This is a genomic window from Desulfitobacterium hafniense DCB-2, from assembly GCF_000021925.1.
Classification (GTDB): domain Bacteria; phylum Bacillota; class Desulfitobacteriia; order Desulfitobacteriales; family Desulfitobacteriaceae; genus Desulfitobacterium; species Desulfitobacterium hafniense.
This window is the reverse complement of sequence record NC_011830.1, coordinates 4,775,841-4,801,039: the sequence shown is the minus strand read 5'-3', so window position 1 is coordinate 4,801,039 and position 25,199 is coordinate 4,775,841. Positions and strand designations below refer to the sequence as shown.

At 48.8% G+C, this 25,199-nt stretch carries 21 protein-coding genes; 15 read left to right on the top strand and 6 right to left on the bottom strand.

What is annotated here, in order from left to right:
* The 15 genes from DHAF_RS22565 to DHAF_RS22495 all read left to right on the top strand — a co-directional run bounded on the left by DHAF_RS22565 (position 1) and on the right by DHAF_RS22495 (position 17,740).
* Positions 1-1,305 (top strand): (Fe-S)-binding protein, encoded by a 1,305-nt coding sequence (locus tag DHAF_RS22565; RefSeq protein WP_011461049.1) that lies wholly within the window; start codon positions 1-3, stop codon positions 1,303-1,305.
* 279 nt (positions 1,306-1,584) lie between these two features.
* Positions 1,585-2,442: a sugar diacid recognition domain-containing protein gene (locus DHAF_RS22560; protein ID WP_005817124.1), complete on the top strand. Its 858-nt coding sequence runs from the start codon at positions 1,585-1,587 to the stop codon at positions 2,440-2,442.
* A gap of 142 nt (positions 2,443-2,584) precedes the next feature.
* A complete protein-coding gene (gene clpP, locus DHAF_RS22555) occupies positions 2,585-3,193 on the top strand; it encodes an ATP-dependent Clp endopeptidase proteolytic subunit ClpP (protein WP_011461047.1) in 609 nt (202 codons plus the stop codon).
* A gap of 174 nt (positions 3,194-3,367) precedes the next feature.
* On the top strand, positions 3,368-4,252 hold the full coding sequence (galU, locus tag DHAF_RS22550; protein ID WP_005817120.1) for a UTP--glucose-1-phosphate uridylyltransferase GalU: 885 nt from the start codon (positions 3,368-3,370) through the stop codon (positions 4,250-4,252).
* A 317-nt stretch (positions 4,253-4,569) separates the two neighbouring features.
* Entirely contained in the window at positions 4,570-5,295 is a 726-nt protein-coding gene (locus tag DHAF_RS22545) for a hypothetical protein (protein WP_005817118.1), read from the top strand.
* 670 nt (positions 5,296-5,965) lie between these two features.
* Complete coding sequence (locus tag DHAF_RS22540; RefSeq protein WP_015945276.1) at positions 5,966-6,310, top strand: autorepressor SdpR family transcription factor; 345 nt, start codon at positions 5,966-5,968, stop codon at positions 6,308-6,310.
* Positions 6,311-6,343: 33 nt separating this feature from the next.
* A complete protein-coding gene (locus DHAF_RS22535; RefSeq protein WP_005817114.1) occupies positions 6,344-7,009 on the top strand; it encodes an SdpI family protein in 666 nt (221 codons plus the stop codon).
* Between the two features lie 153 nt (positions 7,010-7,162).
* Entirely contained in the window at positions 7,163-7,906 is a 744-nt protein-coding gene (locus DHAF_RS22530; protein WP_015945275.1) for a hypothetical protein, read from the top strand.
* Between the two features lie 162 nt (positions 7,907-8,068).
* Positions 8,069-8,479, top strand: a complete 411-nt coding sequence (locus tag DHAF_RS22525; protein ID WP_015945274.1) for a hypothetical protein — start codon at positions 8,069-8,071, stop codon at positions 8,477-8,479.
* A gap of 168 nt (positions 8,480-8,647) precedes the next feature.
* A complete protein-coding gene (locus DHAF_RS22520) occupies positions 8,648-10,507 on the top strand; it encodes a cell wall-binding repeat-containing protein (protein WP_015945273.1) in 1,860 nt (619 codons plus the stop codon).
* A 120-nt stretch (positions 10,508-10,627) separates the two neighbouring features.
* Positions 10,628-12,490 carry a polysaccharide biosynthesis protein gene (locus DHAF_RS22515; RefSeq protein WP_041272023.1) on the top strand — a complete coding sequence of 621 codons (1,863 nt, stop codon included), beginning with the start codon at positions 10,628-10,630 and terminating at the stop codon, positions 12,488-12,490.
* A gap of 15 nt (positions 12,491-12,505) precedes the next feature.
* Positions 12,506-13,861: a nucleotide sugar dehydrogenase gene (locus tag DHAF_RS22510; RefSeq protein ID WP_011461043.1), complete on the top strand. Its 1,356-nt coding sequence runs from the start codon at positions 12,506-12,508 to the stop codon at positions 13,859-13,861.
* Between the two features lie 194 nt (positions 13,862-14,055).
* Entirely contained in the window at positions 14,056-15,093 is a 1,038-nt protein-coding gene (locus DHAF_RS22505) for a Gfo/Idh/MocA family protein (RefSeq protein WP_015945271.1), read from the top strand.
* Between the two features lie 117 nt (positions 15,094-15,210).
* On the top strand, positions 15,211-16,179 hold the full coding sequence (locus DHAF_RS22500; RefSeq protein ID WP_015945270.1) for an N-acetyltransferase: 969 nt from the start codon (positions 15,211-15,213) through the stop codon (positions 16,177-16,179).
* Between the two features lie 172 nt (positions 16,180-16,351).
* On the top strand, positions 16,352-17,740 hold the full coding sequence (locus tag DHAF_RS22495; protein WP_015945269.1) for an ATP-binding protein: 1,389 nt from the start codon (positions 16,352-16,354) through the stop codon (positions 17,738-17,740).
* 82 nt (positions 17,741-17,822) lie between these two features.
* Here the strand turns inward: DHAF_RS22495 and DHAF_RS22490 are convergent, their stop codons facing one another.
* The 6 genes from DHAF_RS22490 to DHAF_RS22465 form a co-directional block, all read right to left on the bottom strand.
* Positions 17,823-18,434, bottom strand: coding sequence for a sugar transferase (locus DHAF_RS22490; RefSeq protein WP_015945268.1), 612 nt, complete (start codon positions 18,432-18,434; stop codon positions 17,823-17,825).
* Positions 18,434-19,660, bottom strand: a complete 1,227-nt coding sequence (locus DHAF_RS22485; protein WP_015945267.1) for a glycosyltransferase family 4 protein — start codon at positions 19,658-19,660, stop codon at positions 18,434-18,436. Before DHAF_RS22485 ends, DHAF_RS22490 begins: the two co-directional genes overlap by 1 nt.
* A 30-nt stretch (positions 19,661-19,690) precedes the next feature.
* Complete coding sequence (locus DHAF_RS22480) at positions 19,691-21,034, bottom strand: O-antigen ligase family protein (RefSeq protein ID WP_005817093.1); 1,344 nt, start codon at positions 21,032-21,034, stop codon at positions 19,691-19,693.
* A 3-nt stretch (positions 21,035-21,037) separates the two neighbouring features.
* Positions 21,038-22,456 (bottom strand): O-unit flippase Wzx, encoded by a 1,419-nt coding sequence (locus tag DHAF_RS22475; protein ID WP_005817091.1) that lies wholly within the window; start codon positions 22,454-22,456, stop codon positions 21,038-21,040.
* A gap of 5 nt (positions 22,457-22,461) precedes the next feature.
* Positions 22,462-23,586: a glycosyltransferase family 4 protein gene (locus DHAF_RS22470; protein ID WP_015945266.1), complete on the bottom strand. Its 1,125-nt coding sequence runs from the start codon at positions 23,584-23,586 to the stop codon at positions 22,462-22,464.
* A gap of 420 nt (positions 23,587-24,006) precedes the next feature.
* Positions 24,007-25,191: a glycosyltransferase family 4 protein gene (locus DHAF_RS22465; RefSeq protein ID WP_015945265.1), complete on the bottom strand. Its 1,185-nt coding sequence runs from the start codon at positions 25,189-25,191 to the stop codon at positions 24,007-24,009.
* Positions 25,192-25,199 lie beyond the last annotated feature (8 nt).

Sequence of the window (25,199 nt, the reverse complement as noted above, 5' to 3'; positions counted from 1 at the left end):
GTGAGTATTTACAGTTCACTTGACTCCATCCAAGACGAATTAAATAAATGTATGAAATGCGGAAACTGCCAAGAAGTTTGCCCCATCTACAAAGAAAACCGCCGGGAAGTCTCGGTGGCACGGGGGAAAATCAGCTTGGTTCAGATGGTCATGAAGGGTGAGGTAGAGATGACAGAAGGCATTGCCGACCGTCTATCCCTCTGCACCACCTGTATGGCCTGCAATAAGATTTGTCCTTGTGGAGTTCGCTTTGATAAAATTATTCTGGCAGCCCGGGCTGAAGCCGTTCGTAAAAAAGGCCTCCATCCAGTCAAGAAGATTGCCTTTACCGCCCTCAAAGCCAACCGTCTCTTTGACTTTGGCATGAAGATGGGCAGCACTTTCCAGGGGCTGGCTATGAAACGTGTTCACGGCAGTGATAAAGGAGCTCGTCTCCGTATTGATATCGGCATCGGTAAGGAAAAGATCCTGCCCAACCTTGCTCCCCGCCCCTTAAAAGATGAACTTCCTGAAGTCACCAAAGTAAAAGAGCCCAAAATGCGGGTGGGCTACTATATCGGCTGTATGACCAACTACTTCTACACCGATATGGGTAAGGCCGTCGTCGATGTCTTAAAGGAAAACGACTGTGAAATTGTCGTTCCTAAAGATCAAGGCTGTTGCGGAACTCCCGCAGCCGTCAATGGGGATGTGGAATCGGCCAAGGCTTGCGCTCGCCGCAATCTGCTGGCTTTTGAAAAGCTGAACCCTGATGTGATCATTTCCAACTGTTCTTCCTGTGGGGAAGCATGGAAGCACACTTTCCCGCAGATTTTCGAAGAGGATTCGGAAATGAAAGCTTTAGCTGACAAATGGGCAGCCCGGACCTATGATATAGCGGAATTCCTTATTCATAAGGTTCCCTATAAGAAAGAAGGGCTGGGACCTGTTCAACGCAAAGTGACCTATCATGATCCCTGCCACTTAAACCGTGGTCAAGGGGTCAATCAAGAACCCCGTCAGATCCTCAACTCCATTCCCGGTCTGGAATTTATTGAGATGAAAAAACCGGATCGTTGCTGCGGCATGGCCGGATCCTTCTATCTGGTTCATCCGGATCTATCCGGTCAGATCGGCGCCAAGAAAATTGCGGACATTGCCCAAACTCACACCGATACAGTGGTCACCGGTTGCCCGGCCTGTCGTTTACAACTGACCAGTGGTGTGATGAATGCCGGCTTGCATGAAAATGTCATGCATACCGTTCAAATTCTCGCTGAATCCTACCAGGCAGGTAAAAAAGGAGCAAAGCAAGCAGCCCGCTAAGGGGCCTGGCACTTTGTTCTCCATAATGTGTTCAATAAGCTGAAGACGATTCAGGAGAAAAAGTTGGGACTTAAGCAGTGCAAACTTCGGTTTGCACTGCTCTTTCGCATTATTGGCAGATACTTTTATTACATAATAAAAAGGAATATATATAGTATATCAAGAATGCTTTGACAAGAAATTCTGAAGGCAATCCTCACCATGCCGAATATTAGTTAGGATATTCTCTGAATATTCTTTTATAGCATGTACAGCAAGAACAGATAAAGGGGTGCGACGATGGAATTAACTTCGGCTATCGCCAATAGAATTGTAGAATTTATTTATGAACAAAGCGGGTACCATAGTATCGTGTGCGATCCTTCGGCCCGCATTATCGCTGACTCGGCTAAAGCCCGGCTGGGTGTGATCCATGCAGGAAGCCAAAAGATTTTAACCAGCAGCCAGGATACCGCGGTGGTTACCGCAGAAGATGCTGAACGCTCAGGGGGAAGCATGAAGGAAGGGTTCAGCCTGGCGATCAAGCTCAATGGAGCCAAGATCGGAAGCTTTGGCATTGCCGGGCCCTTAGCCATTATTACACCCATTGCTAAGGTGGCTACAGGTATGGTCGTTACCACCATCCGTGATGAAGAAATTAAGGCCACCATTCGGGAGCAGGTTCAAACCCTGACAGCATCCATCGATCAGGCAGCGGCAGCCATAGAAGAAATGGTCGCCTCCTCCCATGAGGTAACTTCGATTGGGGTATCGGTGGCAGTGCAGGCGCAGAAAGGCCATGAGCAGGTTAAAGCCACAGAAGAAATTCTCGACTTTATTCGGCGGGTCGCCAACCAGACCAACTTATTGGGCCTTAATGCCGCCATCGAGGCTGCCCGGGCGGGAGAGCAGGGTCGGGGCTTCCAAGTGGTGGCAGGAGAGGTGCGCAAGCTAGCCGAAGACAGCAGCCGTTCGGCCAATGATATCCAGGTCATTCTGAAGAACTTTCGGGATACCATCGAAGCTGTTGCAGCAGGTGTAAGCCAGAGCGGCAGAATCAATCAAGAGCAGGCCGGCAACACCCAGAATATCGCCGCTATGGTGGAAGGGGTAAAAAAAGTCGGTCATTACCTGAGTAAGCTGGCCGATGAGTTATAATTTGTCGCTAATTTATATTTGACCTTTATTGACCTTTGTACTAAAATAAGAGTATCGGGAAAGGATATAGTGAGAACAATTAACGGTTACTAGTTAACAACAGACAAGTTACTGGTTAAAGAACAGACAAGGAGGATTCTTAATGAGCTATTTAGTGCCAATGGTCATTGAACAAACCAATCGTGGCGAGCGTTCCTATGATATTTATTCAAGACTGCTTAAAGATCGCATCATCTTCTTAGGGGGACCGGTTACCGATGATGTAGCCAATCTGGTCGTCGCCCAAATGCTTTTCCTGGAAGCGGAAGATCCTGAGAAGGATATTTTCTTATATATCAATAGCCCGGGAGGATCCATCTCCGCAGGGATGGCTATCTATGATACCATGCAATACATTCGCGCCGACGTCCATACTATCTGTGTCGGTTTGGCGGCCAGCATGGGAGCTTTCCTCTTAACCGCCGGGGCTAAAGGCAAGCGCCAGGCTCTTCCCAATGCCGAGATCCTTATCCATCAGCCCTTAATCGGCGGCGGCGGAATCTCCGGCCAGGCTACCGAGATCGAGATCCATGCCAAGCATTTACTCCGGGTCAAAGAACGTATGAACCGCATTCTCGCTGAACGCACAGGCCAAACCATCGAACGAATCGAAGCGGACACAGACCGTGATCGCTACATGACGGCGGAAGAGGCCAAGGAATACGGCCTGATTGATGAAGTCCTGGAAAAACCCAACCAACCTAAAAAATAAGAACCATTGTGAAGCAAGGGAACTATTCTCTTGCTTCACTTTTTTACCCAACTCATGATGAGCTTAAGTAAGATTATGGATAATATATACAAACCAGCAAAATCCAGCTATAATTTACATATCTGTTGATAGATATCAAAACACATGCGAACGAATTAAAAAGGAGTAGAGGAATTGAGCACGCGACGGATTAGAAAGGCCATTATTCCGGCAGCAGGCTTGGGAACCCGGTTTTTACCCGCTACCAAAGCCCAGCCCAAAGAGATGCTTCCCATCGTGGATAAACCGACCATTCAATACATTGTCGAGGAAGCCGTTCACTCCGGAATCGAAGATATTATCATTGTCACCGGCCGCAATAAGCGGGCCATTGAGGACCATTTTGATCGCTCCATAGAATTGGAGACCTTTCTTCAGAAAAGTGAGAAGGAAGAACTCCTGGACATGGTTCAGGATATAGCCCGGATGGTGGATATTTATTATGTGCGCCAGAAAGAAGCTTTGGGGCTGGGACACGCTATTTATTGTGCCAGAAAATTCATCGGCAACGAGCCCTTTGCCGTCCTGTTAGGCGATGATATTATCCATTCCGAAGTACCCTGCCTCAGGCAGATGATGCATGTCTACGAACGGCATGGGGCCAGTATCGTTGGCGTCCAACAGGTACCCCTGGAAGATACCTCAAAGTATGGAATCGTTGACGCGGTACCTCTTGATGATTCCTTATACCGGGCTCTGGACCTGGTGGAAAAGCCACAGCCTGAGGATGCTCCTGAGGCCCGTTTGGCTATCATGGGCCGCTATATTCTTAATCCCGAGATTTTTGGCATCTTGGAGAGTATCCCCCCCGGCAAAGGAGGAGAGATCCAGCTTACGGACGGTTTAAAAGAACTGGCCAGGTTCCAGGAGATTCTTGCTTATGAGTTCGACGGACAGCGTTATGATGTGGGGGACAAGCTGGGTTTTGTTCAAGCCACCATTGAATACGCCCTGCGCCGGGAAGATCTCGCCGAACCTCTCATGCGCTACCTCAAACAACGGATTGAATCGGATGAATAGCGGAGAGAGTGAATACGAATCACAGGTACGAATCACAGGGACAGGTCCCTTGATTCTGGGGTTGCTCACTATAAATAACGTGATTTTTAAAGAGGGCATAGCCCTCTTTTTTGCTCCATAAAAATCCCATACTGCCAGCACGATAGAATTTGCTGTTCTTTTTTCGCGAAAGCTTGTACCCCTGGGTAGACTTATGCCAAATCGGACAAGCTGAGGACGGAAAAAGGGTCGGGATATTCAGGAAAAGCGACAGGTTTTATTCCTAAAAATTGGTAATATAGTAAAGAACTATATTCCATTAAAAAGGAGGGAGATTCATGGAGTTCGACAAAAAGAAGGTCCTTACTCTGGCGGGAACCCTCGTACTGGCCGGTGCGGTGGTTGTCGGCGGAATCTATGGACCGAGTGCCTGGAAGGTCTTTATGAATAAGGCAGCGCCCGAAAAAGATTCTGTCGTTATTCAAGCTCCTCCTGTTGAAGGCGCGAACCCTCAGGATCCTAATGTAACCGAAAGTCCGCCTGGACAATCCCCCGGGGTTAGCCCTGCTGTAACAGTGACAGAACCGCCAGGTATCAATGCCACTCCACAGGGAGATGTCTCAGGGCCAAAGAAATATAAAGAGCCCGATACAAAAGACATCAATTTAGCCCCATCTGTCGCCGGCTTTTTTGGCGAGAATGGCTTGAGCCAAGATGCCCAGAATCTGGTTTTTGGTGCAGCTTGGAATATCCATCAGTATGTGGATGGGTATTTATTTGGACCTAATGCAGGTCCCCAGATGAATGAAGAAGACATTAAGCGCTATATCGTATTCCACAAATCCCTGTGGGATCAACGCTTAAAGGGCGAGACCAACCCAACGGCACAATTTAGTGAATACTTCAGTGCCTTGCTGAATCGTGGAGCCGATGCTTTTGATGCGAAGGACAAAGTTCGCATTGAGCAGTTCCATCAGGAGCTTCATGATTTGGACACCCATCTCATGCGTGATGATCAGAGTTCGAAGATTTACGGGGCCACTCCATTTGCCACAAAACGGTAGAGGGTTCGACTTTTTACAGGGACTATAGGAAGGAAATGCACTATGGAAAAAGTAAAGAGTATGTCAAAGATTGCGGCTGATTCTCCACGAAAGATCGAATGCAATACCGTGACGGGCAGAGGACCGTTCGACGTAATGATGAGCAAAAGCATTGAGATAGAGTTCAAGTCAAGAGGACAACTGAATATGGCACAGGAAGAACGTTTTTACGTATGAAGAAAACCCTAAAGGGGTTTTGGTCTGCAGAACGATTTTGATTCAATCGATGCTGCAGGTATCAGGAAAAGCAACGAAAGTGCGCACCAGCCGGCGTAACAATAGGCTGCATCACTTGAGAAAGGATCTAGCTAAGTGAGAAGATCTTCTCCATGGAGCATTGCCGGCCTTGAGCGCTTAAGGCCGAAATGCTCATAATGGTCAGAGAGGTTGAAGCGGTGAAGTAGATTCGCTTCATGGTGAATAAAATGAAAATAATGCGCGCTTTAAAGAAACAAGATCTGACCGACGGGTCAGGTCTTGTTTCTTTAAGACGGGACAGATGCACCAGATTTTACCGAAGGGTTACGCCGGCCTTCCTGTTGACGTATAAACTGCAATGGGTTAAACTAATATTAAGATGATTAGAAAATTATCTAAATATCTAAATGCACCTAACCTAAGGGGGGATAATATGTCTCCGCTCAATGAAACCTTTAAAGCCCTCTCAGACAAAACACGCCGTCAGATTCTTAAACTCCTGCGGGCCGGAGATTTAACAGCCGGAGAAATCGCCGATCATTTTGATATGACCAAACCAAGCATTTCCCATCATTTAAATATGCTGAAGCAGGCTGATCTCATCAGCGATCGAAGGCAGGGACAGAATATCTATTACACTCTTAATACTTCCGTCTTCGAAGGCATTATGGGTTGGTTTCTGGAATTTACAGGCAAGCAGCCTGAAGAATTGGAGTTTTTTCCTGATGACCACGATTCTGATGAAACTCCACAGAAGACAGCCAGGGCCCGAAAGTAGATCATTTAAATCAAAGCCATAGGGGGAATATGTATGGAAAAAACAAACACCAGCACTCATGGAAGACTTCTTAAAGTCATAGCAGGCATACTTGTTATCATTAATATTATCATTGGCATTTGGGCTTATCCCCGGCTCCCTGAACAAGTTCCCTCCCATTGGAACCTTGCAGGACAGGTGGATGGGTATTCCGGTGCTTTGACCGGCGCCTTTCTTTTGCCCTTGATCACCCTGGGGGTCTATATCTTGTTTTGGATCATTCCCCGGATCGATCCTCAAAAGGCCAATTACCTTAAGATGGGACGGGTTTTCTGGATCGTCAGCACTACCCTGGTAGCATTTTTGTCCCTTATGTACTGGGGAACTATAGCAGTGGCCCTGGGTTATTTGGAGACCCTGCCCCGCTGGTATTTCTCGGGAATTGGCATTATCTTTATTCTATTGGGCAATTACTTCGGCAAAATCAAATTCAATTATACCTTTGGTATCCGGACTCCCTGGACCTTGGCTAATGAAGAAGTCTGGGCAAAGACCCATCGTTTTGCCGGACCTATCTGGATCGTCGGAGGTATACTCATGGCCCTGGCCGGAGTTCTCCCTGCAGCATGGACGGAACCTCTTTTTGGCATCGTCATCGTCCTCATTGCGGTGGTTCCCATGGCCTATTCCTATCTTGTCTATCGCAGGCTCAGTATTTAATGCAACCGACTGGGATCAGGGAGCAGCCTTCCTTGGTCCCGGCTGAATAATGGGACCTGTCCCCCGATTCAAAAAATAGTTAGGGGCTTGTGTCTAAAATCTCTTTTCCCTGGTCAAGCTATGAATAGAATCCAGGAAAAGGAGATTTTTGTTATGCGTAAGATGTATTTACTCATTGGGTCTGTAGCCCTTGGGGTGGGCTTAGTCATCGGAGTCGTAGGCCATGCCCTGGCAACCACACCGGAGGATGGCAATCCGCGGCTGGCTTTCTGGAATAAGGACTCACAATCCACCACCGGGGCCATAGGGGGTATGTTAAATGATTCTACCTCAGGTTCCGCTTTAAGCCCGAATAACCCCGACAATGGATTAAATCCTTTCGGATCAGGCGGTTTGACTCCCCAGGCCGGCATGGATGGACTGCACCCCTATAGCCCGGAAGAAGAAGTTTTGGACCCGGCGGAATTAGAGCCGGGAAAGGCAACGAACAATGTTCCTGAAGACCTGGCCCAAGCGATCCTGACCGATTACAAACTTAATGTAGCCACATTGTTTGAAGCCTGGAAATCCCCGGATATGACCGCTTTCCGGGCCAAATTGGCAGAGGCTTATACTGGAGAGCTTTTGGAAAAACATGCCCGCCAGGCGGAACCATTCATCGCTCAGGGCGTGGGGATGGAAGTCAGTTCTATTCGCTTTGACGAACTGAAAGTGGACTCCGCGGCCTCGACCTCGGCGACACTGACGGCCGTTTATAGTTATGTTGCACAAGACTATGATATCGGCAATCAAATGACCCTGGGAGAAAGCACCAAGCATCAGGTTAAAGTGCGAGCCAATTTGGTGAAGAAAGATACCCGCTGGCTCATTACCGGGGAGACTCTCTTAGAACCCTAGAGCCCAAAAGCACTTCTAAATCTATTATAAGCTAGGCGTTCAGCCCAGCCGTCGGTTTCTAAATTTAGGAATCAATGGCTGGGCCTGTTTCATTCGTTATGAAAATTTGCTAAAATGGGCTTGGTAGAATACCAATTGTTTAGTGATGGGGAGGGCTTAGGGTTGGAAGAGAAAATCTTAAGCATCTTGGGTGAACTGCTTAAAGGCCAGGAAGAATTAAGGAACGATGTAACAGCCTTAAAAGTCGGCCAGGAAGAATTAAGGAACGATGTAACAGCCTTAAAAGTCGGCCAGGAAGAATTGAGGGACGATGTAACAGCCTTAAAAGTCGGTCAGGAAGAGTTAAGGAACGATGTAACAGCTTTAAAAATCGGACAAGAAGCTCTGACGTCGGAAGTGACTCACATTAAACTAACATTAGAGAATGAGACTAATGTTAAGATCCAGGCCTTATTTGACGCCCGGGAAGTTCAGAAGGATGTCAATCAACATATCTTTACTGAATTGGATCAGATTAAGGGAAAGCTTGATCGTTTGCAGATCGAAACAGCCCATGTAAGAGTAGTTAAATAATAAGCATTAAGGCTTAAACGATAAAGCACGCCACGAATCGCCTGGTTTTGTTCTTCGGCAGAACAGAACCAGGCCTTATTATTTCCGCAGAATCTCCAACTTTGAGGAAGGAAACAAGGAGAAAATGTTGAAATAAGTACAAATCGACACGAATTAGGAGGAGTTGCCGTGATTCGACGCTATGCCATAACCGGTATGATGATTTGTGCTTTATTAACCACGCAAACTTTAAGTCAGCCTGCCACCCTTTATGCTGCGGCAAATCCGGAGAGTTTATCTCAAACAATGTGCGATATCTATGTTAATCCATCCTATGATGAGATCAATCAAATGATCGAAGAGGTAGCCAAAGAAAAAGCAATCCCCAGCATAATACTCAAAGCCATCGCCTTTAAAGAAAGTTCCTGGCGTCAATTCGATAAAGAAGGGAACCCTTTGTTTTCAAGACCAGAGCATCCTGCCATTGGGATTATGCAGGTGGCAACCTATAATGATAACGATCTCGAAACCATCCATAAACTTAAAACGGACATTATGTTCAACCTCCGCGTGGGTGCCGAACTTCTCGATGAAAAATGGCGTTTTACACCAACCATCGGGGACGGGGATCGCAATAAACTGGAAAACTGGTATTTTGCCTTATGGGCCTATAATATCTGGACGGACAAAAACAACCCCAATACTCTCGCCGCAACAAGCCCTGATACCCTGACTTATCAAGAGAAAATTTTTAACGTTCTGGCTCACCCGGAAGGCTTTTTAGCCCGGTACATCGATCCTGTGGAGGTTACTCCCATTCCCGCGGAGCTGCTTCCCGCTGCGGGAATTCCCCTCAAGACGGATAGCTGGATGACTCCGGAACCTATCCATTACGGCGATCTCAATTCAGGGGACACCCCCGGCAGCGGGCCTGCCAACCCCGGTGACTCAAACGAGCCAAAAAATCCGGATGATCCCAATAATTCCAATAATCCTGTCGATACACAAGACCCTCCTTATGAAGAAGAAGTACCCGATCCGCCTCAAACGCCTGTAGCTTTGGAATTGATTCGTTTAGCCGGCAAGGATCGGATTGATACAGCCATTGAGCAAGCCTTAAAGGGATGGCCGGACGGGGCGGGAACTGTCGTCCTGGCCCGGGCTGATCATTTTCCCGATGCTTTGGCCGGCGCTCCTTTGGCAGCTCAATATGACGCGCCTATTCTCTTGACTTCCAGTCAAGCTCTGGAAGCCCGGGTGGCGGAAGCCATCATGGTCTTAGGCCCGGAAAAAGTGATCCTGCTGGGTGGAGAAGGAGCCTTGAGCCGGAAAATATCAGCCAAGCTGGAAGACTTAGGCTGGGACAGTGAGCGGCAGATACGGGTCAGCGGCCTCAATCGCTATGAGACCGCAGCGAATATTGCCTTGGCTACATCAGGAATAGCTCAGTCTCTGTCGGCGGGTTCCATCGAAGCCGTCGCTCTTGCCACCGGACAAAACTTCCCCGATGCTCTCAGTATCGCCTCTGTCGCCGGAATCAAGCAAATGCCCATTCTCCTTACAGAAGCAAAGACTCTTCCCCGGGAAACCTTGGAAGCCTTAAAAGATTTAAATCCGCAGAAGGTGTATCTGATTGGCGGGGAAGGGGCGATCAGCCTGTCCATTCAAGATACAATCCAAGAGCAGCTCAGTTTACCTTCCTCACAACTGGTGCGTTTATCTGGAGATTCCCGCTATGATACCATGGCCGCAGTAGCGGAGGCCTTTGCAGGAGAAAGCCAGGGTTTATGCTTTGCTACAGGGCAGGAATTCCCGGATGCCTTAGCCGGTGCCGCTTTGGCCGCCCGCCTCAATGCCACGGTTATCCTGCTTCCTAAAAGCTCCATCGAGGATTATCCCCGGCTGAAAAATGCCATTGCCCAATACCCCTGTAATTTTGAAACCCAGCCGTATATCTTTGGGGGAGAGGGAGCGGTATCCCCTGAGCAGGTTGCCGAGCTTAAGGAGCTATTGGAAAATACTTATGTAGCCGTCAACCTGACCGATTAAGATGGAGCAGGGGCCATTTCCCGCCCCCGCAGACAAGGTATGTCATGTTGTAAAATGGCAGAAACTATAGTAAACTGAAGAACGGTGTAAATAGTTTGCCGGGAAGGGATCATTTTTACCATGATATTGCGCAAAAGGACTCTACTATTAATGGTTATTGACGCTGTGTTAATTAATCTGGCAGTGTTTTTAAGCTTTTATATTCGTTTTGCTGTGGATGGGGACGGAACCATACCTGAGGAATATCTGCTCACACTGACTCATTCCGCCTGGACGGCAACCCTGATTTACTTAAGTGTGTTCTATATTTTCGGCTTGTATAACAAGCTCTGGCAATATGCCAGCATTGGCGAGCTCATATCCATCATCTTTGCCGTGACCGTCGCCGCAGCAGGGACAATCACCGTAGTGTATTTCATTGCTCCCATGCGTTTTCCCCATACAGTATCGGCTCTTATGTGGTTCAGTACTCTCTTCTTAATTGGCGGCTCCCGTTTTATTTGGAGAATCCTTCAGGACAATATTTTTACTCCCCATGTGCCCGGCTCTCAGAATCAAGTCCTGATTATTGGCGCAGGGGATGCGGGAGTGATGGCCGCCCGGGAGCTGAAAAACAAAAACTATCGGGAAGGCCGTCCTGTGGGCTATATCGATGATGCAGCCACCAAGCAAAGACTGCAGCTCATGGGGATTCCTGTCTTAGGCACCCGCCGGGATATCCCCCGGGTCGTTAAGAACCATAATATTGATAAGATTATTATCGCCATGCCTTCGGCTTCCGGGGACGTCATCCGGGAGATCGTGGGCATCTGCGAAAAAACCGGTGTGGATCTGAAGATCATGCCCGGTGTGTTCGACGTGGTCAGCGGTAAAGTGGATACCAAAGAAATCCGCCAGGTTCAAGTGGAGGATTTGCTGGGGCGTGAAGCCGTCACCGTCGATCTGGAGGATGTAGCCGGTTACCTTGCAGGTGAAGCGGTCCTGATTACCGGCGGCGGCGGGTCCATCGGCTCGGAGCTTTGCCGGCAGGTCGCCCGCTTTAACCCGGCTAAACTGGTTATCGTGGGCCATGGCGAAAACAGCGTCTTTGACATCGAACAGGAACTGCGCTCGGAAAACCCGGGGTTGGATGTGGTCACGGAGATTTTGGATATCAAGGACCGGGAAAAAGTCCATCTCGTCTTCCAGCGCTATAAACCGGGTGTGGTGTTCCACGCCGCGGCCCATAAACATGTCCCTCTCATGGAAAAGAATCCGGAAGAGGCCATGAAAAATAACATTATGGGTACCAGCAATCTGGCCGAGGCAGCGGATGCCGCCAAGGTCAAGACCTTTGTCCTGATTTCCACCGATAAGGCAGTCAATCCCACCAGTATCATGGGGGCCACCAAGCGGGTGGCGGAGATGGTGATCCAGAGCATGGACAAGCGTTCTGACACCAAGTATGTGGCGGTACGTTTTGGCAATGTACTGGGCAGCCGGGGAAGCGTTATTCCCACCTTTAAGCGTCAGATTGCCAAAGGCGGGCCGGTTACAGTCACTCATCCCGATATGGTTCGCTACTTTATGACCATACCTGAAGCCTCCCAGCTGGTGATTCAAGCCGGCTCCATGGCTCAGGGGGGGGAGATTTTTATCCTGGATATGGGTCAGCCGGTCAAGATTCTGGATCTTGCCCGGGATCTCATCCGCCTCTCCGGGTTTGAACCGGATGTGGATATCAAGATTAAATTCACAGGGATGCGCCCCGGTGAAAAACTCTTTGAAGAACTCCTTACCGCAGAAGAAGGGACTTCAGCGACGAAACATAAACGGATTTTCGTAGCCAAACCCAATAATATCAATGTTTCACAGCTTGAGGAACTTATCCACCTCATCCGTGAGCGGGGCTCCTATCTCACCCGGGAAGAAGTTATGGGACAGTTACAAGCCATTGTGCCTACATTTAGAAAGCAAGCTTCCAAGGCAGTTGCCAATCAATAAGGGGGAAAAAATTTCATGTTGCGTATGAAAGAAGTCATTACCAGTGAAGATGTTTTAGCAAAGAATCTAAAAGACAAGCTCCAGGACCATTCTGCAACAGTGGGGGTTATCGGTCTTGGTTATGTAGGACTCCCCTTAGCCGTAGAAAAGGGAAAAGTAGGCTTCTCAGTCATCGGGTTTGATATTAACGCCGCTCGCGTAGCTAAAGTCAACGCCGGAGACAATTACATCGCTGATGTCAAAGATGAGGAACTTCTGGAACTGACCCAAAAAGGAATGATCACAGCGACCACGGATTACGCGAAACTCGCTGAGTGCGATGTGGTTGTCATCTGTGTCCCTACCCCTCTGACCATCACCCGGGATCCGGATATCTCCTATATTCAGGCCTCTTCCGAGCAGATCGCCAAATACCTCAAGCCCGGACAGCTGGTAACTTTAGAAAGCACCACCTATCCCGGCACCACTGAGGAAGTCATTCTGCCCATGCTGGAACAAAGCGGCCTTAAAGTGGGCAAAGACTTTTTCCTGGCCTTCTCACCGGAGCGGGTCGATCCAGGCAACAAACGCTTTACCACCAACAATACCTCAAAAGTTGTGGGGGGTATGACCCCAGTCTGTCTGGAAGTCGCCTATACCTTCTATGCTCAGACCATCGTCAATGTGGTTCCCGTATCCTCACCGGCTGCCGCGGAGCTCACTAAAGTCTTTGAGAATACTTACCGTGCCGTGAACATCGCTTTGGTCAATGAGCTGATGCTGCTTTGTGATCGCATGGGCATCGATATCTGGGAAGTAGTGGAGGCCGCAGGAACCAAACCCTTTGGGATTCAAACCTTCTGGCCCGGCCCGGGAGTGGGCGGACACTGCATTCCTATCGATCCTTTCTACCTGACCTGGAAAGCCCGCGAGTACGACTTCCACACCCGCTTTATCGAGCTGGCCGGCGAGATCAATGTCGAAGTCTCCTACCATGTGATCAATAAAGTCATTCGTGCTCTCAATAATGAAAATAAGAGCCTTAAGGATGCCAAAGTTCTTATCCTTGGGGTAGCCTATAAAAAAGATATCGACGATGTCCGTGAGTCACCGGCCCTTAAGATCATGGAGCTGCTCAGGAAAAACGGAGCCAATATCGCCTACCATGACCCCTATATCCCGGTTATCGAGCCTCACGGCGGCTCCACAGTCCATCTGGAAAACACTGAGCTGACCGACGAAGCCCTGGCTGCTGCAGACTGCGTCCTCATCCTCACCGACCACAGTGTTGTCGACTATGAGCGGGTCGCAGAAAAGGCCCCCCTCATCGTGGATACCCGCAACGCCACCAGAGGCGTCGAGAACAACAGAGAAAAGATCGTCAAAATCTAAAGCGTGAATCATGGGGACAGGTACCGTTTTGCAAATACAAAAGTCCTAAAGCTTAAGGGGAATCGCAAGATTCCCCTTTTTAAAAGAAACTTCATCCCATGAAGGCCATCATGAATGCTATAATAAATGGAGTCAATTGCCGCATAGTCTGCGGAAGACTTTCGTATAAGCTGAATTGTTTAAGGAGTGAGACTATGGATAAGAAAATGCGCTTTGCCATTATTGGCTGTGGAAGGATTGCCCCCAAGCATGCGGAATCCATCGTAGCCTTAGAAGAGGCCGAGTTAGTGGCAGTCTGTGACATTATTCCGGAGAGAGCCCAAGCCTTTGCCGATAAATACGGTGCCAAGCCCTATACCTCTTATGAGGAGATGCTGGCAAAGGAAGAGATCGATGTCGTAACCATCGCTACAGAATCGGATCTTCATGCACCCATCGGCATCACCTGTGCCAAAGCCGGCAAACATGTCATGGTCGAAAAACCCATGGCCATGACTTTGGCAAGTGCCGACGAGCTGATTCGCACCTGCCATGAGGAAGGGGTCAAATTGTCGGTTATCCATCAAAACCGCTATAACAAATCCATTAAACTTATGCGCCAAGCCCTGGAAGAAGGCCGGTTCGGCAAGCTGACCCACGGACAGGCTACCGTGCGCTGGAACCGCAATGATGCCTACTATGCCCAAGCCCCCTGGCGGGGGACGAAGCTCCAGGACGGTGGCGTTCTCATGAACCAGTCGATACATAATATTGACCTGCTGCAATGGACCCTGGGTCCTGTGGAGTCGGTCTTTGGCTATACCCGCACTGCCCTGCGCAAAATCGAGATGGAGGATGTAGGGGTTGCTGTCATCAAATTTAAAAACGGTGCTCTGGGTGTGATCGAGGCGGCTTCGACTATTTATCCTAAAAATATCGAAGAGACACTGAACATCTTTGGGGAAACCGGGTCCGTCATGGTGGGCGGAATTGCGGTGAACCGCATTGAGACCTGGGAGTTCCCCGACAGTGAAGAGGAGAAAAAACAGATCTTTGACAGTCAGGAAAATGATCCCCCCAATGTCTACGGATTTGGCCACCGGGAAGTGATGAAGGATATGATCGATGCTATCCGCGAGGATCGGACACCGGCTATTCCCGGGGAAGAGGGGCGGAAGGCCATGGAGATCATCCTGGCTATTTATAAATGCCAGGAGACAAAGGAGCCTGTGGTCTTTCCTTTGTCTGAGTAGGGTTCCTGGCTTTGCCGGATCGCCTCTCTGGGAAAATCGTGCGCTTTTATGCGTGAAGCTGCATTCAGCGGTCCAGCTGGGCCTGCTTTTAAAGACTCTTGAAATGAGGTCATACCTATGTCGGATCAATATATTAAAGCGGATCAACCTATCGAAGCGGAAAGACCGGCTTACCAAAGTGCCCCTGTCTACATCGATACTACGGCTAAGATCCCTGCCAGTGTAACGGTTTCACCCTTTTGTGTGATCCAGGCTCATGTTACCTTGGGTGATCAGGTCACTCTGGGTGTGGGCTGTGTTATCGAAGAGGGAGCTGTCATCGGCGCAGGCACTTCTTTAGGCCACCATGTCACGGTTGCCGCCGGAGCGATCCTGGGAGAAGGCTGTCAGATAGCCGCTCATGTGAGCATTGGCTCCGAAGCACGCATCGGGGCAGGGACTCGCATCGGGGAGCATGCTGCGATCTATCCCCGGGCAGTGTTGGGTGAAGAGGGTTTTATCGGGAGCAGTGCTTCCGTCGGACGTTTTCCGAAAGCGGCGGCGACCAGCACTGTGAAAGCCCAGGCGGATTTATCCCCCCTGAAGATGGGGAACGGTTACACTATAGGCTGCTCTGCAGTGCTCTATGCCGGGACCACTTACGGAGATCAGGCCTTTCTGGGGGACGGAGCTTTGGTTCGCGAACGCTGCACCATCGGTAAAAACGTGGTTATCGGCAGCGGTGCGGCAGTGGAAAACGATACCCGCATCGGAGATTATACCAAGATCCAGACCGGTTCTTACATAACCGCTTATATGGAACTGGAAGAGCGGGTTTTCATCGCTCCCATGGTGACCACCACCAACGACAACTATATGGGCAGAACAGAAAAGCGCTTTAAATCCATCAAAGGCCCGACCATTTGCCGGGGGGCCCGGATCGGCGGCGGCGCCATTCTTTTGCCGGGAATCAGGGTCGCCCCTGAGACCTTTGTGGCAGCAGGAGCATTGGTGACCAAGGATACCGGGGCCAAACGTGTGGTCAAAGGTTTCCCGGCCAAAGAGCTAAGGGAAGTGTCTGAAGAAGAATTGCTTCCGGAGGACTAGGCTCTATATCGATAAAAAAGTCAAGGGATGTACTTGTAGTTGAGTCGTCTCTTGACTTTTTTGTACTCCAAATTTCAGCAACTATGCCATGCAGTTCAAACAAATCATAAATAAATTATTATACTTTAAATTATAATAATTTGGGGTATAATATTCTTGGGAGGTAGTATTCATGAAGAAGTTTATCGATCGGCAAGACGAATTAGGTTTTTTAAATAGAGAGTATGAACGGGATGGCTCATCTTTAGTGGTTCTCTACGGAAGAAGACGTGTCGGCAAGACGGCACTCTTAACAAAGTTCATGGCAGATAAGACAAGTATCTACTTTTTGGCAACCCAAGAGGCAGAAAGCGAAAATCGCAATGGGTTTAAAGATATGGTCGCAGACTTTTTGCAGAATTCTTTATTGAAGACGGCGACAGTTAATGACTGGGCAGTCATATTTAACATGTTAGTAGAATATCCTCCAAAAACCAAGTTGCTTATAGTTATTGATGAGTTTCAGTATTTAGGGAAAACGAATCCAGCCTTTCCATCCGTTATGCAAAAGATATGGGATACCATGTTGATGGATAAAAATATTATGGTTGTATTGTGTGGTTCTCTAATTACGATGATGGAATCCCAAACCTTAGTTTATAGTAGCCCTTTATATGGGAGAAGGACTGGGCAAATAAAACTTAGACAAATTGATTTTTGTTATTATAAGAACTTCTTTACCAACAAAAACGAAAAAGAGCTCATCGAACTCTATGCGGTGACGGGTGGTGTGCCTAAATACATTGAACAGTTTCAAAGTGAGAGTGACATTTATACGGCTATAAGAAAAAATATCCTGGATAGAGCCAGCTTTTTATATGAAGAGCCCTATTTTCTCCTGCAAAATGAAGTCTCAGAGATAGGAAGCTATTTTTCAGTGATTAAGGCTATAGCGGCAGGCAACCAGAAGTTATCAAAAATAGCCGCCACTTTGGCAGTGAAGCAGACAGGCCTTTCCAAGTATCTTAAGACACTTATCGATCTCGATATTTTAGAACGCCAGGTCCCCATTACTGAGGAGCATCCGGAGAAAAGCAAACGTGGTTTGTATAAGATCAAAGACAATTTCATTAGCTTTTGGTTTCGATTTGTTTATGCTAATCAAAGCTTTTTGGAACGAGACCAGGACGACATCGTTATGCAAAAAATCCGGCAGAACTTCATCGATAACCATGTGGCCTATGTTTATGAAGATGTTTGCCTGAGTAAATTATGGCAGATGAATAGTCAAGGACAGTGGCCCTTTTACTTTAGCAAAGCCGGGCGTTGGTGGAATAACCAAACAGAAATCGATATTGTCGCCTATGATATGAAGGGTTCAGATATGATTTTTGGTGAATGCAAGTATCATGAAAAGCCTGTTGACACTGATGTTTTTTATACCCTGGCAAAAAAGGCAGAAGCCGTTGCCTGGAAACAAAACCAACGAAAAAACTGGTACGTTTTGTTTAGTATAAGCGGGTTTACCGAAGCAATGCAGCTCCTGGCCAAAGAGCGGGAAGATATCTTGTTGCTATCGTAGGGAGCGCCGATTAAGGAATTGTACGATAATAAAGAACGACCTTATTGTACTGCAAAAGTAGAATAAGGTCGCTTTTCTTTGCTTAATACGCATCCTTCCCCAGGAGCACGACAAAAATAGTTTTCCAGAGAATCTTAATATCCGCCCCCGGGGACCAGTTCTTCACATACTGAACATCATACTTTAAGGTCTCGGTCAAGGTCAAGGCGCTGCGGCCATTGATCTGGGCCAGGCCGGTGACGCCGGGAGGCATATTCAGCCTTTGGCGTTGTTCAGGGGTGTATTGCTCCACAATCTCCGGCACCTCAGGGCGAGGCCCCACCAAGCTCATGGTTCCATTGACGATATTGAGGAGCTGGGGAAGTTCATCAAGGCTGGTTTTGCGCAAAAAGCGGCCGCTTCCCGTAATCCTGGGATCATCTTTTTCCTGGAAAACAAATTCATCCGCATTGAATTTGCCTTCTTTTTTCAGCTGCTCGATCTTGGCTTTCATCACTCGATCCGCATCCGGTACCATGGTGCGGAATTTATAAATGGTAAAAGGCTCTCCTTTAAGGCCTATCCGCTGCTGGCGAAAAATAGCCGGGCCCGGCGAATCCACTTTAATCCAGATTACAATGAAAAGCCAAAGGGGTGAGATAAGTATAAGCAACGGTATGGCGATGATGAGGTCCAAAAGGCGTTTAAAGCCCATCAGTTTGCCTCCTTACTTGAGTCCAGCTGCTTCAGCCAATTGCGAATGAGGCTGTTCCAGGAATAATGTTCTATTACATAAGCCCGCCCTTGCCCAGCCATCGCCCGGCATCCTTCGGGATCCCTTTTCAGCTCGAGGATGGTGCGGGCCAGAAGTTCAGGATTCTCGGGTTCCAGAACCACGCCGCCCCCGCTTTCCTTAACGATCTCGGCGCCTTCTCCCTCACCCACATAGATGAGAGGCTGACCGCTGGCCAGAGCGGGGAAGACCTTTGAAGGGCGTACCCCTTCAGAGAGCTTGTACCGCCTCAAGGTGGAGAGATTAATACTGCTGAGGGAGTAATAGCGGGGGATAACTTCTAAGGGCTGAAAATCGATAAAACGCACATTAGGCAGCTTTTTCTCCCGGGCTATCTCCTCCAGCCTGGGACGCTCGGAGCCATCTCCCACGAAAAGAAAGAAGAGCTCCTCATCATTTCGTAAGATATCCGCCGCTTCCAAAGCGGTTTCTATACCGTGGGCATAGCCCATAGTTCCCGCATAGAGGATCACGGTTTTGCCTGCAAGCCCCAGATTTTTTTCCAGATTCTGATCCTTTGGCCGTGGTTGAAAAAGCTCCGTATCCACGCCATTGGGGAGAAAGAGGATATCCTCCGGGGGAACGTTTTTGCGTTGCAGACCCGTTACGATGCCTTGGGTTTGTGCAGATAGCTTATACGCTTTTTTGTAGAAATATCCCTCCAACCATTCGGTGGCCCGGATAATGGTTTGGTTGGTGACCAGTCCCAGCTGCACAGCAGATTCCGGCCAAAGATCAGAGACATTGAAGATATAGGGCGCCTTTTTCAGCCAGGAGGCAAACATGGCGGAGAAGCCAATAAAAAGGGGCGGGGACTCCACAATGATCAGATCCTGTTGGCCGGAACGGGCAATACCAGAGAGGGAAGAAAAGACAAAGGAAAAATAATTAAGCAGGCGCAGCCAGAACCGGCCTCTCTTTACAGGGTAGATCCAGGTCCGCAGCACTTTGACCCCTGCCATCTCTTCCTGCATAAACCGCTTTCCTTGGTATTCCTCAGGGATGATTCCGGTGGGATGATTAGGGAAGGCAGTGACAACGGTAACCTCATGGCCTTGATGATGCAAGCCTTTGGCCAGCTCCCAAAGGCGGACCTGGGCAGCTCCTTTTTCCGGTGGGAAATATTGAGTTAGCAGCAGAATACGCATTGTGGGTATCTCCTAAACTTAAATTCGGGTCTATTCACTTACTCTGTACCGATAGCTTTCCTGCCGTAAGCGCAGGAAGACGAGGCCGGCACAGCTGAGCCAGAGGACGGGATCCTCAAAGAAGCGGCCTTCCCCCTGGGAGCTGATGAACACGGTCATAGCCCAGAGGAAGTAGCCGGCGGCCACGGAGTATTTTTCATTGGTTTCGCTGAAGACGCTGAGGTGGGCTCGATTTAGGTTGTATAAGGTATAGAGACGGCCCAAGATAGCCACCCATAGTGCAGTTAAGACCAGAAGCCCTAATACTCCCAGTTCAGAGGCAATGGTCAGGATGGTGGTATGGGATAAGGTCGCTCCGTCGGGAATATTTTTCAGATGGATGTAATCCTGGAGAAAGACCGTCTGGAAACTGCCTAAACCTGTACCGAGCCAGGGGTGATCCGTAAAAATGGCAATCCCGGCTTGCCAGAGGTATAAGCGTTGCGGGCTGGACACCTCCAGATCCTGAGTAAACAAAAGCATCCGTTCCCAGATTTCAGGACGAATCAAGAGCAGCACTCCAGCACCCAAGGCACAGGCACCTAAAAAGTAAAGGGTGTTCTTTTTATTGGGCAGGAAGAAAAGGGCCAGCACCAGCACCATCCCTAAGGTCAGGATACCTCCCCGGGAACCTGTCAAAAGCAGCTGGATCAGTAAAAGAGGCAGGCATGCCCAATAAATAAGCTTAATCCGCCGGTTGTGAGTAAAGATCTGGATGACGAAGTTAGCCACGATGCCCAAAATGAGAAAACGGGCATAAATATTGGGGTCGACAAAAGTGGCGTTAACCCGTAAGGTATGTTCTTTTAAGAGGTTCTCTCCCTGCCAGATTAGGTTTCCGGAGATACCTTCATAAAGGGCCAGCGGCAGCAGGGCCAAGGCAGCGAGATGAATCCCGTGGAAAGGCAGAAGAATGGAGTCCTGATCCAGAAGCAGGGCAATCGAGAGAAACACGGCAAAAAGCACCAGGAGGCGCAGGATTTCCTTTACAGTATTGCCCATATCTGCTGAATATACTAAGCTTAAAGCCCCATAGGCTATATAAAGCAATAGAATCAAGGTTACCGGGTCCTTGAAAAAGGCAATAAGCCTGGCCCGTATCTCCACTTCGAAAAACACGCGTAAACAAGCCGCCAGAACAATGCTGATACTGGTAAAGCGTGTCAGAGAAACTTCCCCCAAAACCTTTTCCAGGATACCAAGATCCGGATACCAGGTGCTGGAGATCTCCAAGGCCACGGCGGCTGCCAATAAGGAAATCAGCCAAAGGGGCTTTTTCACAATGAGAAGACCAAGAGCGAGGAGGGTTAACAGCAATACTGTCCACTGAATCATGGGTTATCGGCCTCCTGTCACACGTTTTAGAATGTATACACCGATTCTGCGGAAATCCTTATCCAGGATGGCAATGGCCAGGCAAAAGACCACCCCGGCCACGGAAGCGGAGAGCAGGGGATGAAAGCCAATCAAGAGCCAGGCGGTTCCCGCCATAAGCAAAGAGGAGATCAATGTGCCGGGCAGCTGCCGCCAGATGCGAATCTTATAGACATTCTTTCTGATCATGTAATAATAGGCGAAAAAGATAAAGACCTCAGCGATAATGACTGCATAAGCAGCTCCGTAAATACCCATTACAGGGTTTAAAGCATAGGTCAGCACTGTAAGCAGCAGCAGAGCCAGCCCCTGAACCAGGGTTCTTTGCATTTGGCGGCCGGTGGTGGTAAGAATGTCGCCCAGAGAAAAACTCATACACTCCAAGGCCAGCAGCCAGGCCACAATCATGAAAATGGGAATGGCTTCATTGAATTTCCCGTCATATAACCATTCCATCAGGGGTCCCGCCAGGACAAACATCAGCATACTGCCGGCAATGCCCACAGCAGACAGGACCTTGAAGACCTTTTCGATCACATTCTGATGCTGGCTCCGGTCCGTATCTCCCAATTGGTAAAGGATGGGATAGAGAGCACTGGTCATGAGACTGGGAATAAAGATCAAAATCAGAACCAGTTTATAGGCCGCGGAGAAGATCCCTACTTCCACATTGCTGACGGTTAAAGAGAGGATAAGAATACTGAATTGGGTAAAAAGGTAATAGAAAATCCGGTGCACCCCAAAAGGCAGCCCATTCCAAACCATTCCTGCCAGATGGGGAAGATCCGTCCGGGGTTTGATTTCTTTCCGCAGAGCCAGATAGAGGAGGATGGTAATGATGATGTAACTGAACAGATGGGCAAAGGTAATGGAGACCACACCTAACCCGGCCACCAGAACGATGATGGTAAAAAGGGCGATCAGCAGAGTGGTGAGAAATTGAAAGGATGCGGAGAGATAGATCTTTTGTACAGCCTGATAATAATTATAAATCGATTGATTGATGGCATTAAAGCAGACGGCAACTCCCACAAAGACGATCATCAGTCTTACGGTTTCATTGTATCCTGCCGGAAACATAAAGACCAGCATGGCCAGATAACATAAGACGCAGAGCAGGGTCTTCAGCAAAAGGGTGTTGCCGAAATACCGGGGCAGAACAGCAGGATCCTTGGCTCCTTCCTGAACCATCAGCTGGCTGATTCCCAACTCGGCAAAGAGAATGAAGGTTCCTACATAAGCATAGGCTGTGGAGTAATCACCATAAGATTCCGGGCCTAAATAGCGGGTAACCAGGATACCCAGGACAGCAGCAATGGATTTGGCCAGAATGCTGGAGATTCCTAAAGCGGTGGCATTTTTGGCAAGGAGGCGAGTATCCATTAATTTCACTTCCTCACTTCAAGTCGGGCATAGAGGTTGAGGAGCCGCTCCTCCATCTTTCCCCAGTTATAGGCTTCCCTAACCGCTTTGAGGCCATTGGCCCCCATTTCCTGACGCAGCTTGGCATCGGCAAGCAGGGTTTTAAAGGCCTGAGCGATCTCCTCCGGTTGGGTAGGATCCACGATCAGACCGCTGTGGTAAGGAGTAAGGAAGCGGGTGATGGGCGGCAGATTGCTGCCTACCACAGGGATGCCACAGCTCATATATTCAAACTGCTTGATCGGGATATTCTTGTAATACTTGGGCAAAGGGAGAAGGGTTACGGCACCGATCCGGGATTTGCGCACGTAATCTTCCACTTCCACATGAGGAACCTTGCCGGTAAAGAGGATATTGTCCTCCAGGTGATGTTTGTGGATATATCCGTCCACCAGGCGCTGGCCTGACCGATCGTTAAAGGGACCTACGAAGACCATCTTGACCCCGGGGTAATCTTTTTTGAGCAGATGAACGGCTTGAACCAGATGATAGGCGCCGCGTTCTAAGGTAATACCCCCCTGATAGATAATGTCATACTCTTTTTCCAGATGCACTTCTTTAGGTTCAAACTCTGAAAAGTTATAGATCACATCCACATGGGAGTGATAAGGATCAAAGCGCTCCTTCACCGCATCATCCGCCGTAATGATCTGGTCGAATTTCTTGGCTAAGAGGATCTCGCTCTTATCCACGACAAAGGTGGCCAAAGGCCGGAGCAGCCGGGGAATCTTCTTGGACATGCTCATCATATCAGGGTAATGCTCATGGACATCATAGATGAGCTTGCAGTGAGGGAGGGCCTTTTTGATCTTGCCCACTTTATAAATCAGTTCAAAATCATGAAAATGATAGACATCAGCCCCGACTTCGATAGCCTTTTGCACTACCGTATCCCCCAGCTGGAATCTGCCGTAGAGGGAGTTGGCCCGTTTCACACCGATAATGCGCACACCTTGTTCCATATATTCTTCCCGCTCATCGGGAACGATTAAAGTGATGTCATCATAGTTCTTCTTCAGGGTCAGGGCTTGTTTATAGAATATCCTGTTATCCAGGGCTTGGTGCCCTGTGGTGAGAATACATAGTTTCAAAGGTGTTTACCTCCGTTTTTGGAGTTTTATTTAAGGTTCTTAATTCGGGTCAGGTCGCGTGGCTTTGCGCACAACGCTCACTCAGTAGCTCCGGGGCTGGTCAACTCGCTTTCTTAACAGCTACACCAAACCTCCAGGTAATACCTGATGTGAACCAGTGGTTTCGCTCTGTTAAGAAAGCCTCGTTGACCCGACCGCCCCTCCGCTAAAATCCTTCGCTCTTGTGCGCAAAGCCACGCTTTAGAGTCTTTTCAGGTTTTTCTAATGTATTTGCACGCTCAGACCCGAAAAGCAGCCCAAGGATTTTGCTTTCAGGCAAAGAACGGATTCTAAGCGCGGTCTTGAGCGATTAGATTGCTCCGCGCAGTTTATGGAATGAACGCTTAAAGCAAAATCCTGGAGAATTAGCTTTCAAAAAACTTACCCCAACAGCCCTCGATACAGCTCAATCATCCTCGCAGCATTATGCTCCCAAGTAAAGCCTGCCAGAACCGTAGCCCTACCAGCTACAGCCAGTTTCCGAGCATAATCGGGAGACTTCAGGAGAGACTCCAGGGCTTCCGCCAGGTCCTCCACCTCATGAGGGCGGACCAGCAGCCCGTTTGCTCCATGGTCGATGACATCCTCGATCCCTTCTCCTTTGACTCCGATGACCGGAATCCCCAGGGCCATGGCTTCGATATAGACCACGCCGAAGCCCTCCTGCCAGCTGGGCAGACAGAAGATATCCGCCTGGGCCATCTCCTGGAGAGCTTCCTGGTGGGGGAGTTTCCCCAGGAAGAATACATGGTTGCCCAGATCCAGACTCTCTGCCAGGGCTTCTAAATTCTTGCGTTCCTCCCCGTCCCCTACGATTCTGTAGGTCAGGTTAGGATAGGTTTTCACCAAAGAGGCCAGGGCTTGGAGGTTCAGATCGATGCCCTTGGTCTTTTTGAGGTTAGAGACACTGAGGATGGTAATTTGATCCCGGGCTCCTGACCGGCCCACTTCGGCTCGGTCAATCTCAGCAAGATGGATGCCATTATTAATGACCTGGATTTTAGGATAGTAAGGCTCATCCTTAACCAGGTTTTTCAATTTGGTGCTGACGGTAATCACGCTGTCCATACCCAGCAAGACTTCCTGCAGCCTCTTCCGGCAGGCAGGTCCTTTATGTAAAGTGGATTGAAAATCCTGCCCATGGATGGTAACCACTGTGGGAACGGGAAACTCTTTTTTCAGACTATAAGCGGCATGTCCATCAGGCAAAGCGACATGGGCATGGATCAGATCGAAGGGAAACTCTTTATCAATAGTTTTAACCAGATTTCTCAGGCCCAGATACATCAAAGCCCCGGAATGCTCCAAAAGGTAAGAACGGGGGAATTCCGGGTATCTGGGATAGAACACCTCAATCCCGTCCACTCTGTCCTTTGCTGGTATAGAAGCGTAAGCCTGCCACTTTTTTTTCAAGACAGGAAGAGGCCAAGGGGCATAGGGGACGGGAGAAATGACTTTGACCTCACAGCCTCCTGCCACTAAAGCCTTGACCTGCTCATGAACGAAAATTCCGTAGGTAGGATTTTGAGTTGAAGGATACATATGTGAGATGACTAAGATCTTCATGATGGAAC

Excerpts from the sequence above, each read along its gene's own strand:
- DHAF_RS22490 (WP_015945268.1), bottom strand. The coding sequence starts at position 18,434 with ATGGGCTTTAAACGCCTTTTGGACCTCATCATCGCCATACCGTTGCTT.
- DHAF_RS22510 (WP_011461043.1), top strand. The coding sequence starts at position 12,506 with ATGTTGCGTATGAAAGAAGTCATTACCAGTGAAGATGTTTTAGCAAAG.
- DHAF_RS22515 (WP_041272023.1), top strand. The coding sequence starts at position 10,628 with ATGATATTGCGCAAAAGGACTCTACTATTAATGGTTATTGACGCTGTG.
- DHAF_RS22485 (WP_015945267.1), bottom strand. The coding sequence starts at position 19,660 with ATGCGTATTCTGCTGCTAACTCAATATTTCCCACCGGAAAAAGGAGCT.
- DHAF_RS22505 (WP_015945271.1), top strand. The coding sequence starts at position 14,056 with ATGGATAAGAAAATGCGCTTTGCCATTATTGGCTGTGGAAGGATTGCC.
- DHAF_RS22500 (WP_015945270.1), top strand. The coding sequence starts at position 15,211 with ATGTCGGATCAATATATTAAAGCGGATCAACCTATCGAAGCGGAAAGA.
- DHAF_RS22535 (WP_005817114.1), top strand. The coding sequence starts at position 6,344 with ATGGAAAAAACAAACACCAGCACTCATGGAAGACTTCTTAAAGTCATA.
- DHAF_RS22545 (WP_005817118.1), top strand. The coding sequence starts at position 4,570 with ATGGAGTTCGACAAAAAGAAGGTCCTTACTCTGGCGGGAACCCTCGTA.
- DHAF_RS22465 (WP_015945265.1), bottom strand. The coding sequence starts at position 25,191 with ATGAAGATCTTAGTCATCTCACATATGTATCCTTCAACTCAAAATCCT.
- DHAF_RS22540 (WP_015945276.1), top strand. The coding sequence starts at position 5,966 with ATGTCTCCGCTCAATGAAACCTTTAAAGCCCTCTCAGACAAAACACGC.
- DHAF_RS22495 (WP_015945269.1), top strand. The coding sequence starts at position 16,352 with ATGAAGAAGTTTATCGATCGGCAAGACGAATTAGGTTTTTTAAATAGA.
- DHAF_RS22475 (WP_005817091.1), bottom strand. The coding sequence starts at position 22,456 with ATGGATACTCGCCTCCTTGCCAAAAATGCCACCGCTTTAGGAATCTCC.
- clpP (WP_011461047.1), top strand. The coding sequence starts at position 2,585 with ATGAGCTATTTAGTGCCAATGGTCATTGAACAAACCAATCGTGGCGAG.
- DHAF_RS22480 (WP_005817093.1), bottom strand. The coding sequence starts at position 21,034 with ATGATTCAGTGGACAGTATTGCTGTTAACCCTCCTCGCTCTTGGTCTT.
- DHAF_RS22530 (WP_015945275.1), top strand. The coding sequence starts at position 7,163 with ATGCGTAAGATGTATTTACTCATTGGGTCTGTAGCCCTTGGGGTGGGC.
- DHAF_RS22560 (WP_005817124.1), top strand. The coding sequence starts at position 1,585 with ATGGAATTAACTTCGGCTATCGCCAATAGAATTGTAGAATTTATTTAT.